General features: G+C 37.1%; 13 protein-coding genes and 1 tRNA gene. 10 read left to right on the forward strand and 4 right to left on the reverse strand.

Annotation, left to right across the window (positions count from 1 at the left end):
• Positions 1–11 precede the first annotated feature (11 nt).
• The gene (gene rsmG / locus Rain11_RS03315; RefSeq protein WP_101357916.1) at positions 12–644 is read left to right on the forward strand and encodes a 16S rRNA (guanine(527)-N(7))-methyltransferase RsmG; all 633 of its coding nucleotides are present in this window, start codon (positions 12–14) and stop codon (positions 642–644) included.
• Positions 645–696: 52 nt separating this feature from the next.
• Here the strand turns inward: rsmG and Rain11_RS03320 are convergent.
• A tRNA-Gln gene (locus tag Rain11_RS03320) sits at positions 697–767 on the reverse strand.
• A 198-nt stretch (positions 768–965) separates the two neighbouring features.
• On the opposite strand from Rain11_RS03320, the gene Rain11_RS03325 reads away from it, so the two are divergent.
• The 3 genes from Rain11_RS03325 (at position 966) to Rain11_RS03335 (ending at position 4,174) form a co-directional block, all read left to right on the forward strand.
• Positions 966–2,591, forward strand: coding sequence for a CTP synthase (locus tag Rain11_RS03325; RefSeq protein ID WP_101357974.1), 1,626 nt, complete (start codon positions 966–968; stop codon positions 2,589–2,591).
• A gap of 71 nt (positions 2,592–2,662) precedes the next feature.
• Complete coding sequence (locus Rain11_RS03330; RefSeq protein ID WP_101357917.1) at positions 2,663–3,343, forward strand: DUF4290 domain-containing protein; 681 nt, start codon at positions 2,663–2,665, stop codon at positions 3,341–3,343.
• Positions 3,344–3,442: 99 nt separating this feature from the next.
• On the forward strand, positions 3,443–4,174 hold the full coding sequence (locus Rain11_RS03335; protein WP_101357918.1) for a polyprenol monophosphomannose synthase: 732 nt from the start codon (positions 3,443–3,445) through the stop codon (positions 4,172–4,174).
• Positions 4,175–4,215: 41 nt separating this feature from the next.
• Here Rain11_RS03335 and Rain11_RS03340 read toward each other — a convergent pair whose 3' ends face one another.
• Together Rain11_RS03340 and Rain11_RS03345 are read right to left on the reverse strand one after the other, a co-directional pair.
• On the reverse strand, positions 4,216–5,133 hold the full coding sequence (locus Rain11_RS03340; RefSeq protein ID WP_101357919.1) for an aspartate carbamoyltransferase catalytic subunit: 918 nt from the start codon (positions 5,131–5,133) through the stop codon (positions 4,216–4,218).
• Positions 5,134–5,141: 8 nt separating this feature from the next.
• On the reverse strand, positions 5,142–6,893 hold the full coding sequence (locus Rain11_RS03345; RefSeq protein WP_101357920.1) for an ABC transporter substrate-binding protein: 1,752 nt from the start codon (positions 6,891–6,893) through the stop codon (positions 5,142–5,144).
• A gap of 168 nt (positions 6,894–7,061) precedes the next feature.
• On the opposite strand from Rain11_RS03345, the gene Rain11_RS03350 reads away from it, so the two are divergent.
• The 6 genes from Rain11_RS03350 (at position 7,062) to Rain11_RS03375 (ending at position 12,904) form a co-directional block, all read left to right on the forward strand.
• Positions 7,062–8,084 (forward strand): WD40/YVTN/BNR-like repeat-containing protein, encoded by a 1,023-nt coding sequence (locus Rain11_RS03350; protein ID WP_165778064.1) that lies wholly within the window; start codon positions 7,062–7,064, stop codon positions 8,082–8,084.
• A gap of 29 nt (positions 8,085–8,113) precedes the next feature.
• A complete protein-coding gene (locus Rain11_RS03355) occupies positions 8,114–9,310 on the forward strand; it encodes a CaiB/BaiF CoA transferase family protein (protein ID WP_101357922.1) in 1,197 nt (398 codons plus the stop codon).
• A gap of 68 nt (positions 9,311–9,378) precedes the next feature.
• On the forward strand, positions 9,379–9,657 hold the full coding sequence (locus Rain11_RS03360) for a hypothetical protein (RefSeq protein WP_101357923.1): 279 nt from the start codon (positions 9,379–9,381) through the stop codon (positions 9,655–9,657).
• Positions 9,658–9,710: 53 nt separating this feature from the next.
• Entirely contained in the window at positions 9,711–10,895 is a 1,185-nt protein-coding gene (locus Rain11_RS03365; RefSeq protein WP_101357924.1) for a class I SAM-dependent methyltransferase, read from the forward strand.
• A 54-nt stretch (positions 10,896–10,949) separates the two neighbouring features.
• Positions 10,950–11,732 carry a restriction endonuclease gene (locus tag Rain11_RS03370; protein ID WP_101357925.1) on the forward strand — a complete coding sequence of 261 codons (783 nt, stop codon included), beginning with the start codon at positions 10,950–10,952 and terminating at the stop codon, positions 11,730–11,732.
• Between the two features lie 38 nt (positions 11,733–11,770).
• The gene (locus Rain11_RS03375) at positions 11,771–12,904 is read left to right on the forward strand and encodes a site-specific DNA-methyltransferase (RefSeq protein ID WP_101357926.1); all 1,134 of its coding nucleotides are present in this window, start codon (positions 11,771–11,773) and stop codon (positions 12,902–12,904) included.
• A gap of 56 nt (positions 12,905–12,960) precedes the next feature.
• On the opposite strand, the gene cysD is transcribed toward Rain11_RS03375, so the two are convergent.
• Positions 12,961–13,863: a sulfate adenylyltransferase subunit CysD gene (gene cysD / locus Rain11_RS03380; RefSeq protein ID WP_101357927.1), complete on the reverse strand. Its 903-nt coding sequence runs from the start codon at positions 13,861–13,863 to the stop codon at positions 12,961–12,963.
• Between the last annotated feature and the right edge of the window lie 130 nt (positions 13,864–13,993).

Raw genomic sequence — 13,993 nt, forward strand, 5'->3', positions numbered from 1 at the left:
TCAAACTTTGTATGTCTGTTGCATTGATAGAGAAATATTTTCCCAATCTTTCAGAAAAGCAAAAACAACGTTTTGAGGCACTTTTGCCACTTTATCAGAACTGGAACGCTAAAATCAACGTGATTTCACGCAAGGATATGGACGAATTTTACACACATCACGTCCTTCATTCTTTGGGAATTGCCAAAATAATAATGTTTGAACCTATGACAATGGTGCTTGATGTAGGCACGGGGGGGGGCTTTCCGGGCATTCCGCTCGCTATTCTGCAAGAAAAAGTAGAATTTCACCTCATTGATTCTATCGGTAAAAAAATAAAAGTAGTAGAAGGGGTTGCAAAAGAACTTGGTCTTGAAAATGTGCAATATCGTCAGATTCGTGCCGAGCAAGTAGAAAACAATATGTATGACTTTGTTTTAAGCCGTGCTGTTACGCAAGCTGATGTTTTTGGGGAGTGGGTAAAAAATAAATTTAGCAAAAACCAATATAATAAACTTCCTAATGGCATTCTACATCTCAAAGGAGGGGATTTGACCGAAGAGCTTGCTAAAATCAAGCGGAAATACAAAATTTTCAATCTTTCAGACTTTTTTCAAGAACCTTTCTTTGAAACCAAGAAAGTAGTGTATATCCCTCGCTTTTAGTCAGAATAACAAATAAAAAAACGCCTTCATTGCGTTATGAGGCGTTTTTTTGTTGCCCGAGCTGGATTCGAACCAACACACGCAGAACCAAAATCTGCAGTCCTGCCATTAGACGATCGGGCAATCATTTTTTAGTGGTGCAAAGGTAGTGTAAAAAAATATTCCAAGCAAATTTTTAAGCAAAAAAATTTAATCTCACTTAACAATTCCTTGATTTTCAAACTCAAAATAAAAAATTTTGCACAAGGTTTTTGTGAATTTGATTTTCTCCTAACTTTGCACTCCATAGTAAAAGACCAAACCCTGACGCAAACTTTTATTATGGCACAAGCAAAACACATTTTCGTAACAGGAGGCGTTACTTCTTCGCTTGGTAAGGGTATTATCGCTTCGTCATTGGCTACCCTTCTACAAGCACGCGGTTTTTCAGTAACTATTCAAAAATTTGACCCCTACATCAACATAGACCCCGGTACGCTCAACCCTTACGAACACGGAGAATGTTATGTAACCGATGATGGTGCCGAAACGGACTTAGATTTAGGACATTACGAAAGATTTTTAAATACCCCTACCTCGCAAGCCAATAATGTTACTACGGGCAGAATTTACTACAATGTTATCACCAAAGAACGTCAAGGGGCATATTTGGGCAAAACCGTGCAGGTAGTTCCACATATCACCGATGAAATCAAACGCAATATTCTTTTGCTTGACGAAACAGGCAAGTACGATATCGTAATTACTGAAATTGGCGGTTGCGTTGGCGATATTGAGTCGCTTCCTTTCATTGAAGCCTTGCGTCAGCTCAAATGGGAATTGGGAAGCAATGATGTTGTAGTCATTCATCTTACACTTTTGCCTTATCTTGCCGCCGCAGGCGAGCTCAAAACCAAACCTACACAACACTCCGTAAAAGCCCTTTCCGAAGCTGGTGTGCAACCTGATATTATTGTGTGCCGTTCCGAAAGACCTATCCCTTTGGAAATTAGGAAAAAAATTGCCCTTTTTACAGGGGTGAGCGTCAATTCGGTGATTGAAGCCATTGATGCTGAAACGATTTATGATGTACCCTTGCTGATGCGTAAAGAAAAACTTGATGAGCGAGTGCTTGCCAAATTACGCTATCCTTACAAAAAAGAACCCAACATTGAGGCTTGGAAAGAGTTTTTGGGCAGACTCAAAAACCCCACCGAAAATGTAGATATTGCTCTTGTAGGCAAATACGTAGAGCTACACGATGCTTACAAATCCATTGCCGAAGCCTTTACACACGCAGGAGCTTACAACGAATGTAAAGTAAAACTGCACTGGATACACTCCGAAAAAATTGACGAAAGCAATGTCAAAGATATTTTAGGGCAAATGCACGGCATTTTGGTTGCCCCCGGCTTTGGGGAAAGAGGTATTGAAGGCAAAATTACAGCTGTTCGTTTTGCTCGTGAGCAGAAAATCCCTTTTTTGGGAATTTGCTTGGGTATGCAATGTGCTGTCATTGAGTTTGCTCGCAACGTTTTGGGTTTAGAAAACGCCCATTCTACTGAAATGAACCCACAAACCCCCTACCCTGTCATTGACCTAATGGAAGAGCAAAAGAAAGTAACTGCCAAAGGCGGCACTATGCGTCTGGGGGCTTATCCTTGCAAGTTGCAAAAAGGTACAAAAGTACATCAAGCCTATGGTAAAACCCTCATTAGCGAACGCCACCGCCACCGCTACGAGTTTAATAACCAATTTTTAGAACAATTTGAAAAAGGAGGTTTGGTATTTAGTGGCTTTAACCCTGATAGCAATCTTGTAGAAGTGATTGAACTGCCCTCACATCCTTGGTTTGTGGGCGTGCAGTTTCACCCTGAGCTCAAAAGCACTGTTGCCAGCCCGCATCCGCTTTTTATGCGTTTTGTAAAAGCCGCTATGGAGCATAAAACAAGCCAGAAAATGATTTAAGCAAACTATTTCGCAACAAGATTTCTTTTTTTGCGTTAAATCTTGTAAGTTTGAGGCTTAAAACCGCAGTTATGTACGAATACACGAGCAGTGATACCGTAATACTCAAAGAGTACGGCAGAAACATTCAGAAAATGGTGGAATATCTCAAAACTATTCCCGATAGGCAAGAACGTACCGAAAAAGCCTATCTGGTAGTAGAAATGATGAAGCAAATCCACCCAAATTTCAAAGAATTTCAAGAAACACCAAGCAAATTTTGGGACGATTTGTTCATTATTGCCCAATTTGATTTAGATATTGATGCCCCCTACCCTATGCCCGAAAAAGATATGCTTGGCAAAAAACCCGAACGCGTAGCGTATAGCACCAATAATATCAAGTTTCGGCATTATGGGAAAAATATTCAGTTGCTTGTGCAAGCCGTAGCCCACTTACCCGAAGGCGAAAGAAAAAAAGAGTTGGAAGCACACCTTTTCAATCTGATGAAATCCTTTCATCAGGCTTGGCAAAAAGATAATATTGAAGATAGCGTACTCGTAGAGCAAATCAAAGACCTTTCTGACGGAGCTATCCAATGCAATCTTGACGAACTCTATGGCAACCCTATCGTGAGCAGTTCGCAAGAAACGAAAAACCTAAAAGCCACAAACACAAGCAGTAGCAATCATAACAAGAAAAACAAAAAAAATGCCTTCAATGGCAATAAAAAAAATAAAAACTGGAACAACAAAAACAAGGGGAAATATTAAGAGGTTCAAAAGGCTTAAGGGCTCAAAGTTTGAAAGTTCAAGGTTTGAAACTTTGACTACTAACCTCAATCTTCCAAACATACGTAAGTTTGCTCATCAATGTCCGATGCACTGATAATTATTCCTACATACAACGAAATAGAAAATATTGAGGCTATCATTCGTAAAATTTTTTCGCTTGTATTGCCTTTCGATTTACTTATTGTAGATGATGGCTCTCCCGATGGTACTGCCGAAAAAGTAAAAGATTTACAAAAAGAATTTGCAAGCAGGCTTTTTTTGGAACAACGTACAGGTAAGCAGGGTTTAGGCACAGCTTACATTCACGGCTTCCGTTGGGCTTTGCAAAGAAATTATGAGTATATTTTTGAAATGGACGCCGATTTTTCGCATAACCCCGATGATTTAGTGCGTTTGTATCGTACTGCCTCGCAAGAAAATTACGATTTGGTGATAGGTTCTCGTTACGTTTCGGGTGTAAATGTTGTCAATTGGCCTATGAAGCGAGTTTTGATGTCTTATTTTGCAGGTAAATATGTGCGTTTTATTACAGGTATGCCCATTTCCGACCCTACGGCGGGTTTTAAGTGTTATCGCCGAAAAGTTTTAGAAACCATTGATTTAAATAAAATCAAATTTGTAGGCTATGCTTTTCAGATTGAAATGAAGTTTCAGACGTGGAAATATGGTTTCCGTATCAAAGAAATTCCCATTATTTTCACCGAAAGAGAGCGAGGCGTTTCCAAAATGAGTTTCAAAATCTTCAAAGAGGCTTTTTGGGGGGTTATTTCTCTCAAAATCAGTAGTTTTTTCAAAAAATATCAAGTTTAGCGACAACATCGCTAATAGCGATGTTGTCGCTGATAGCTACTTCAATTACTTTGAGCAAGTAGGTACAGCACCGCCATACGGATAGCTACACCATTTTCTACTTGGTCTAAAATAATAGAGTGTGGGCTATCGGCTACATCGCTACTCAATTCTATGCCTCTATTGATAGGACCTGGGTGCATTATGATAATTTCCTTATCCAACTCTTCCAATAGCTTTCTGTTGATACCAAAATAAAGTGTATATTCTCGCAACGAAGGGAAATACTTGATTTGTTGCCTTTCCAATTGAATACGAAGCACATTGGCTACCTCACACCAACGCAAAGCCTCGCGTACATTGTAAGTAATTTTCACGCCCAAATCCTTGGCATATTTGGGAATAAGTGTAGCAGGAGCACAAAGCATTATTTCTGCCCCCAGTTTTTGCAAAGCAAAAATATTAGAAAGAGCGACACGAGAGTGTAAAATATCGCCAATAATTGCCACCTTTCTGCCTGCCACCGAACCCAACTTTTCTTGAATGGAAAAACAATCTAAAAGAGCCTGCGTAGGGTGTTCGTGTGTGCCATCGCCTGCATTGATGATATTAGCTTTGATGTGTTTGGCTAAAAAATGAGGCGAACCAACGCTACTATGACGCATCACGAGCATATCTACTTTCATTGCCAAAATGTTATTCACCGTATCCAGCAAGGTTTCTCCCTTCTTTACCGAACTCCCCGAAGCCGAAAAATTGATTACATCAGCAGAAAGACGCTTTTCAGCAAGCTCAAAAGAAAGACGCGTACGCGTAGAATTTTCAAAAAACACATTGGCAATGGTTACATCTCGCAAAGAAGGTACTTTTTTAATAGGACGATTGATAACCTCCTTGAAGTAACGAGCTGTTTCAAAGATTTTTTCAATATCCTTTTCGGTAATGTTTTTTATTCCCAAAAGATGTCTGGTGGAAAGCATATAATTTTTTACTTTTCCTTTTTAGGTTTGGGTTTTACTTCAACGGGTTCTGTGCTTAAAGGGTTTGCCACTACTAACTTCTTATCCAAAAATTTCAAAATAGGCACGTATTGATTATCTCTTTCGCTTTCGGTGAAAAGATAGCCCCTGAATGTCTTTTTGAAATCTTCACTTTCCACAATTTTTTTGTAAAAATCTCGTGGATAAAGATGCAGGTATTTTACAAAAGAAATCATCACATCATAGCCTTTGTGGCTGGCAACAGGAGGGGCAGACATATTGCTGTATATTTCTACAAATTTTACTCTTTGATTGTATTCTACTCTGAATGGCTCTCTATCGCCGCTCAGACGTGTATAGTCAGGGTCTATGAAATGAACATTTTGCTTTTCTAAATCCGCAGGTTTGAGTTCAGGAATTTTACGCCAAGCAAGCGTGGTAAGAATCGGCACATTGGGTAACTTTTCCTTCATTATTTCCATTATTTTCTCGGCGGCGGCTTGACTGGAACTTGTTACGAAAATATAATTTACGTCTTTATATTCAGGATTAGAAAGTATTTGTTCTATTTGTGGTATCGTGGTAACTGAAATTTTGTGTTGATGTAAAATTTTACCCCCTAATTTTTCTAATTCGCTTTTGTGAGCATTCAGCAATTTCAATTCTTCAGGCAATTCGCTATGGAAAATGATTACATTTTTACCAAAAGTATTCACAGCAAACCGAGCCGACTGCCTGCCTTGCGTTTCTATGGAAGGTTGCAAAAAAAACGCATTTTTACTTTTCAAAAATTTTGGGTTGGTCAGAAATGGATTGATGATAGGAATATCTTTTTTCTCAGCAATTTCAAGGGCTTTGGCAAAATCTTCATCGTAGAAAGGTCCTACGAACATATCAATTTTTACAAATTCATTATTTTTATACATCAATTCCAAAGTATCAGGATTTTGATAAACATCATATACCACAAGGCGAGTAGGCTTTTTGAGGGTTGTATCCAATATTCGTTGAGCTATTCTCATTCCTTGATAAAAATCTATGGAAAGATTCGTGGCGGGAGTGCGTTTTTTGGGGTCTTTATATTCTTTGAAGTTAATTGGCAAAAACAATGCAATATTCAATGTATCGGACTTTCGGCGATAAACGTTTTTTTCTACTCTTTGCAAACGTACATTTTCAGGCTTTTCCAAATTATATTTTTGTACAAGCTCCTCCAAAAGTTCTAAATCTTTGATGTTATCAACTTCTGTGGCTAATTTATCTACCAGAATTTGAGCTATGGTTTTATCGTTGGGATAAACAATTTGTAAGTTTTTCAGCACCGAAACTTCCCTTTTCCCCAAATAATGAGCCTTCATCACTTCGGCTTTGGCTTTCAGCGAGCCTCTGATTTTTTCAACATAACTCAAGGCAATATTATCTTCTTTTCGCTCAAAGGCAATATTGGCTTGCAGATACAAAACTTCTTGCATTTTATCCCATTGCGGATATTGCTCGGAAAGTTTTTCTAATAGTTTTTCAGCTTCTTTCCATTTTTTAAGATAAAAATAACAGAGTGCTGAATAATAATGAGCATACTCCTGATAGATATTCCCTTTACTTTTTTTCAGTAGGGGGTCAAAAGCTAAAAGAGCTTCCTGATAGTCTTTGTTATTGAGAAAAGTTTTGGCTTTCTGATATTGCTCTGCAAGTTTTTTGTTTTGAGCAATCACACTAATTGAAAAGAAACTCAAACAAACAATAATTAAAGTTTTTTTCATTGGTTGAAGATTTACGGCTCAAATTTACAACAAGTTCAAAAATATTTGATAACACTTTCAGTCTTATTTTTCAAAATTACATTTTTTTGATAATACAAACAAAAAGGCTAACTTGCAATGTCTTTTTTCAAAAAAACTTTGTTTTTACTGAAATACAAACAAAAAATTATGCAAAAATATTTACTTGCTTTGTTGCTATTCCTTTCTGCGGTTACTTTTTCGCAGGAATTAGAGGTGATTTTACAAAATCCTGTTTCAGAAAACAATTTTAGGGGGTTGTGGGTAGTTGATGAAAATGTAGTTTGGGCAAGTGGTACGAAAGGCACAATCATTAAAACTACCAACGGCGGAAAAAGTTGGCAAAACTTGCCAATCAAAGGCTTTGAAGACAAAGATTTTCGGGATATTGTTGCTTTTGATGAAAAACGAGCCTTTGTTATCAATGCAGGTTCGCCTGCTTATATTCTCAAAACCACTGACGGCGGTAACAATTGGCAAATAGTGTATCAGGATACTTCTAAAAACGCATTTTTGAATGATATTGGATTTTTTGGAGAAAAAATTGGTTTTGTTTTCGGAGACCCTGATAACGAAGCTAATTTTACTTTGCTTAAATCTGAAGACGGAGGCAATACTTGGACAAATATTGGGAAAAATTTACCCAAAGCACAAAAAAATGAAGCGGGGTTTGCGGCAAGCGGTACGATTATGCGTTTCAGAGAACCTTCGCATATCTGGATAGGCACTGGTGGGGGCGAAAAAGCTCGTATTTTGCTTTCAACTGATTTAGGAAATACTTGGCAAAGCGTAGAAGTGCCTATTTTGAGTGGAAAAGCTTCACAAGGAATTTTTTCGGTAGTTTTTCAGGATTTGAAAAATGGTGTTGCCGTAGGCGGTGATTATACACAACCCAATTTTTCCGAAAAAACCGCAATTTACACTTCTGATGGAGGCAAATCTTGGAAAATTGCCAAAATACCTCCCAAAGGTTATCGTTCTTGTGTTTCGTACATACGTAAGAAAACCTACATTGCCGTAGGTTCAAATGGCATAGATTTTAGCAAAGACGGAGGAAAAAAATGGAAAAATATCTCAACCGAAGGGTTTCATACGGTACGTTTCATTCGTGAAGGGAACATTGGTTGGGCAATAGGAAATAAAGGAAAACTTGCTAAAATCATTCTGAAATAAAACTAAAACATAAACCCTAAAATTTTGCTATGAGCAAACGCCCTTTAGAAGGTATCAGAATTTTAGATTTAAGCAGACTTTTGCCCGGTCCTTTGGCTACTATGTTTATGGCAGATATGGGGGCAGAAGTTATCAAAGTTGAAAACCCTTCGCAACCCGACTATGTACGCAATTTCCCGCCTGTCTATGAAGCTGAAGGTAAAGAATTTTCAGCAAACTATTTAGCTTTCAATCGGTCTAAAAAAAGCTTAACCTTGGATTATACCCAACCTGAAGGCAAGGAGATTTTTTGGAAACTTGTACAAACAGCAGATGTAATAGTAGAGCAATTCCGTCCGGGATATTTGGATAAATTGGGCATTGGTTACAACGAAGCCCAAAAAGTAAATCAAAAAATCATTTATGTTTCTATCACAGGCTACGGACAAACAGGCTCATATAGCCATTTAGCTGGGCACGACCTCAATTATTTAAGTTACTCGGGTATTTTAGGCTTGATTGGCGAAGCAGGCAAAGCCCCTTCGCTTCCTGCTGTACAACTTGCAGATATTGCGGGCGGTTCTTATATGGCAATGATTGGAACACTTGCGGCTTTGCAAGCTCGCACCCATACACACAAAGGGCAACACGTAGATATTTCAATGACCGAAGGCGTTATGCCCCTTCTAATTGTCCCTTTTACGCATTATCAAGCTACAAAACAAGCTCAAAAACGTGGTGAAACACCTCTTTCGGGGGCTTTTCCTAATTACAATGTCTATATGTGTAAAGACGGCAAATACATCTCACTTGCCACATTAGAGCCTAAATTTTGGATAAAATTTTGCAACATAGTACAAAAACCTGAATTTTTAGGCTTTGCTATGCCCCAAGAACCCGAAGAGATGCAAAAAAATAAAGCTACTCTGCAAACCTTTTTTCTAACACAAGAAAGAAACTACTGGCTCAAATTAAGCCAAGAACACGATTTACTCATTAGCCCTGTGTATGAAATAGACGAAATTGAACAAGACAAGCACCTGCAAGAACGCAATATGTTCATAAAAATGCAACACCCCCAAATTGGCGATGTCCTTTCTTTGGCTTTTCCGATTAAATTTTCCGAATCTCCTACATTTCCGCAAAATATAGCTCCCGAATTGGGTGCAGATACCGAAAAAATTTTGCAAGAAATAGGCTTTTCTACTACTGAAATTGAAAAATTCAAAAGCCAGAATATTGTTTGAAAAGTAAAAAACACAGCAAATATGAACTTTTTGAGTTGCTTTTTCGTTTAACCTAAAAAAATACGCTTATGAAAAAAATCGCATTGGCTTTGTCCCTTTTCGCTTTGGTGAGTGGAACGGTAGTGGTAGCTTCAACTTTCAACAATGCTGAAAGCACAGAATTTATCTTCAAGAAAAAGAAGAAAAAGAAAAAAGGCTCTTGCTGTACCACAGAGAGTAAATCATCTTGTAGCACAGAAAAGAAAGATGCCGCCGCCACTACTACTGAAACCAAAGACGGCAAATCTTGCTCTACTGCCACCACCGAAAAGAAAAGCGGTTGCTGTTCAAGCAAAAAAGTGCAGTAAAGACCTCAAAAAACCTTCAAAATTGAAGGTTTTTTTATTGAATTTTTACGTTTATGCAAAATTTAAATGAACTTCAAACCCTGCTTAAACAATGCTTAAATGTTTCTTGGGAAAAATTACCTTTTGTACTGCAAAAATACCCCGCCCCATTGCGGAAAATGCTGATAGAACAAATTGAAGGTAGAAAAAAAATACAGCATAAAATTCCTTCTTGGCAGAAAATTTCAGATTTGCTTTTCCCTGCTACTTTGAGCGTAGAACAATGCTCTTCCGAAAAAACCGCCTTTTTCAAGGCAAATTTACTTTCAGGCAAAACCCTGATAGACCTTACAGGGGGCTTTGGCGTAGATACTTGGGCTTTCGCTCAAACCTTTGAAAAAGTGTGGTATGTAGAAAAAAATCCTGATTTGTTTCAAATTACCAAGCATAATTTTGAAGTTCTTGGGCTTACAAATGTTTCTCTACATAACCAAACGGCACAAGATTTTTTACAAAATTTTCACGAAAAAGTAGATAGTATTTATTTAGACCCCGCCCGCCGTGATAAACAAGGCAAATCTATTGCTCAAATCACCGATACAGAACCCAATATTTTAGAGCTTTTACCCCAACTTTTTGAAAAAACAGAAAAAATTCTACTCAAAACCTCTCCTATGTTTGAAATCAAAGAGGCTTTGAAAATTCTACCCAACGTAGCAAGTGTTTATGTTGTGAGTGTTCAGAACGAGTGCAAAGAAGTGCTTTATCTTTTACAAAAAAATACTCAAACCCAATGGCACAACGTCCCTATTCATACTTACAATTTGCTTGAAAATCAAACAGAGAGCTTTACAGCCACTTATGCAAAGGAAAGCGAACTATCAGTAAATTTGGCTAATACCCTTTCGGAGTATTTGTACGAGCCTAATTCTGCTATCTTGAAAGCAGGTTTTTTCAAGAGCATCGCTGAAAGATTTGCCTTGCAAAAATTACACCCTCACACACATTTATACACACATAAAGAAATCATAACAGATTTTGCGGGAAGGATTTTTAGAGTAAAAAAGATGTTAAGTAATCCCCAAAGAGAGCTTGCTGAAATAGGCTCAAAATGGAATATTTTAGCAAGAAACTATCCACTTTCCGTAGCAGAGATTTGCAAAAAATACAAACTGCAAGAAGGTGGAAATGAGTTCCTAATAGCAACTACAATGCAAGACAATAGAAAAGTACTTGTTTGGGCAGAAAGAATTGTATAAAGTCATTGTTAGTACAAACCCAATAAAAATGTAAATTTCAGAAAATAAGTGATTATGAATTATTGGACAGAATTAAGCATAGAGTATGCTAATCAAAAATCTTATCTTGATGATTTATTTCAAGTATATCCTACTATTCCCGAAGGCATTAGGGAAATCAATCAAACAATTTGGAAAAAGGTAGAACAGGCTTTTGAAAGTCAAGATAATATTTCGCTTATCAGAGAACTACTCAAATTGGATTTATTTCCTATCAAAGACAGCTATATTGCTTTTTTGAAAAGAGATAGTTCCGCCATAGAGAGAAATCCTAAAACAATAAACCGAATTTGTGGAAGATTATACGAAATGGGACTTGAAAAAATTTTTGAAAAATGCACAGAGCCGAAGGAAACTAATCGGCAAATTGGACCTTTATTTCGCAGATGGCTTAACAAAAGAACATTAGGCATACAACCTGTTGGATTAGATAAATTTATAAGTTCTGATGAAGATGCCATTTTAGAAGGCAGTGATCAAGAACTGGCTAATTTTGCCCGAAATGTTTTGAACTATCAACGAGAAAAAGGGCTTGACTTTGTAGCACGCTTCAACAAGCAGTATATTATAGGTGAAAGCAAATTTTTAACAGACTTTGGTGGGCATCAAAATGCACAATTTGCAGATGCCATAGCTACTTTGCAAACCCCAAACGTGAATGCTATAAAAATCGCTATTCTTGATGGAGTGCTATACATCAAAGGAGAAAATAAAATGTATAAAGAACTTACCACTAAATACAAAAATTACAATATTATGAGTGCTTTGGTGTTAAGGGAATTTTTATATCAACTTTAAGGACTTTTGTATATCTTTACAAAAAGAAAACAAAACCTATGTTTTTGAATTATCCAAATAAAAAAACAGAAAGTAAGATTTACACACAAATTCCTGATAGCGAGTTTATTAAAAGCAATAACGAAGTAAGTCCAAATAAATTAATTTTTGGAGAAAACTCGCTTGTAATTAAAAACTTAATAGAGAAACAAGGTTTAGCAGGCAAAATAGACCTTATTTACATAGACCCGCCTTTTGCTACCAATAATACTTTTACCTTTTCAGAAAAAAGAACAAGTACCATTAGCAATGAAAAAAATGGAAAAATTGCTTATTCGGATAAACTGCAAGGGGCAGAATTTTTAGAGTTTTTACGTGAAAGATTAGTTTTGCTTAAAGTGCTTTTATCAGAACAAGGTTCTATTTATTTGCACACAGACTATAAAATTGGACATTATGTAAAAATCATTATGGACGAAGTTTTTGGTATAGAAAATTTTAGAAACGACATTACGCGTATAAAATGCAACCCTAAAAACTTTGCAAGAATAGGTTATGGCAATATCAAAGATTTAATTTTGTTTTACTCCAAAGGTGAGAACCCGATTTGGAATGAACCTAAAACGCCTTACACAGAAGCAGATAAAATCAAACTTTTCCCTAAAATAGATAAAAACGGCAAAAGATATACAACTATCCCATTACACGCTCCCGGTGAAACGCAAAATGGTAAAACCTCCCAAAGTTTCAAAGGAATATTTCCCCCCAAAGGCAGACACTGGCGAACCGATGTAGTTACATTAGAACTTTGGGACGAGCAGGGGCTTATTGAGTGGTCGGATAATGGAAATCCACGAAAAAAAATTTATTTAGACGAACAAGATGGAAAGCGAGTTCAAGACATATGGGATATGAAAGACCCTCAATATCCGTTATACCCCACAGAAAAGAATTCTGAATTGCTGGATTTAATTATTAAAACTTCTTCCAATCCTGAAAGTTATGTATTGGATTGTTTTTGTGGTTCAGGAACTACTTTGAAATCGGCACATCTTTTAGGCAGAAATTGGATAGGCATAGACCAATCCGAGCAAGCTATCAAGATTTGCATAAAAAAGTTAAATAGCATTACAGGAGACATATTCACAACAAAACCAACTTACGAAATAATCAGATGTGAAGAAAAAAGATAGTTTCTGTTTGTTGTTGGTATTCTGTGAATAGGTTACCAATAAATGTATAAATTTTGCTAAAAATACCCTTCCTTTTTTCTATCCTCCATAGCGGTTTCCGAGATTTTGTCGTCCATACGCAGACCTCTTTCCGAAATGGCAAGACTTTCAATTTCAGCAATAACTTTTTCAATGGTATCGGCAGTGCTTTCAATGGCGGCAGTGCAGGTCATATCACCTACGGTGCGAAATCTGACGTTTTTTTCTGCCAAAATGTCGCTTTCATCAGTAAAAATAAACTCGGCATAGGGCAAAATTTGTGAGCCTCTGATAATACACTTGCGTTTATGAGCAAAATACAAAGCAGGCAAAGCAATATTTTCTCGTAAAATATACCGCCAAACATCTAATTCTGTCCAATTGCTCAAAGGGAAAACACGCATATTTTCGCCCTTGTGAAGTCTGCCATTGTAGATGTTCCAAAGCTCAGGACGCTGGTTTTTGGGATTCCATTGCCCAAACTCATCACGAGGCGAAAAAACTCTTTCTTTGGCACGAGCTTTTTCTTCATCGCGACGAGCACCACCTATGCAGGCATCTAATTCATATTTTTCAATGGTTTCAAGTAAAGTAACGCTTTGTAAAGTGTTTCTGCTTGCTCCTTTTCCTTTTTTTTCTACTACTGTACCTCTATCAATAGAATCCTGAACATAGCCTACAATCAGTTCTGCACGAATATTTTTAACCAAATTGTCGCGAAAAATAATGGTTTCAGGGAAGTTATGCCCTGTATCTATATGCACAAGCGGAAAAGGAAAAGGCATAGGATAAAAAGCCTTGCGTACCAGATGAACCAAAGTGATAGAATCCTTTCCACCCGAAAAAAGCAATGCAGGTCTTTGAAATTGCCCTGCCACTTCTCTAATTATATGAATGGATTCCGCTTCTAAAATATCCAAATATTTCCAATTGTTTGGCATAATGTTTGTTTTTTACAAAAGTAGAAATTTTTTGCAAAAAAATTCTCCAAAAAATTTGTTTGTCTAAAATAAAATTTGCAAGATTGCCAAAAAAAGGAAAGAAATGCTAAAATGTTGTAACCATATTGCC

The sequence above is a fragment of the Raineya orbicola genome, from assembly GCF_002843425.1.
GTDB classification, from domain to species: domain Bacteria; phylum Bacteroidota; class Bacteroidia; order Cytophagales; family Thermonemataceae; genus Raineya; species Raineya orbicola.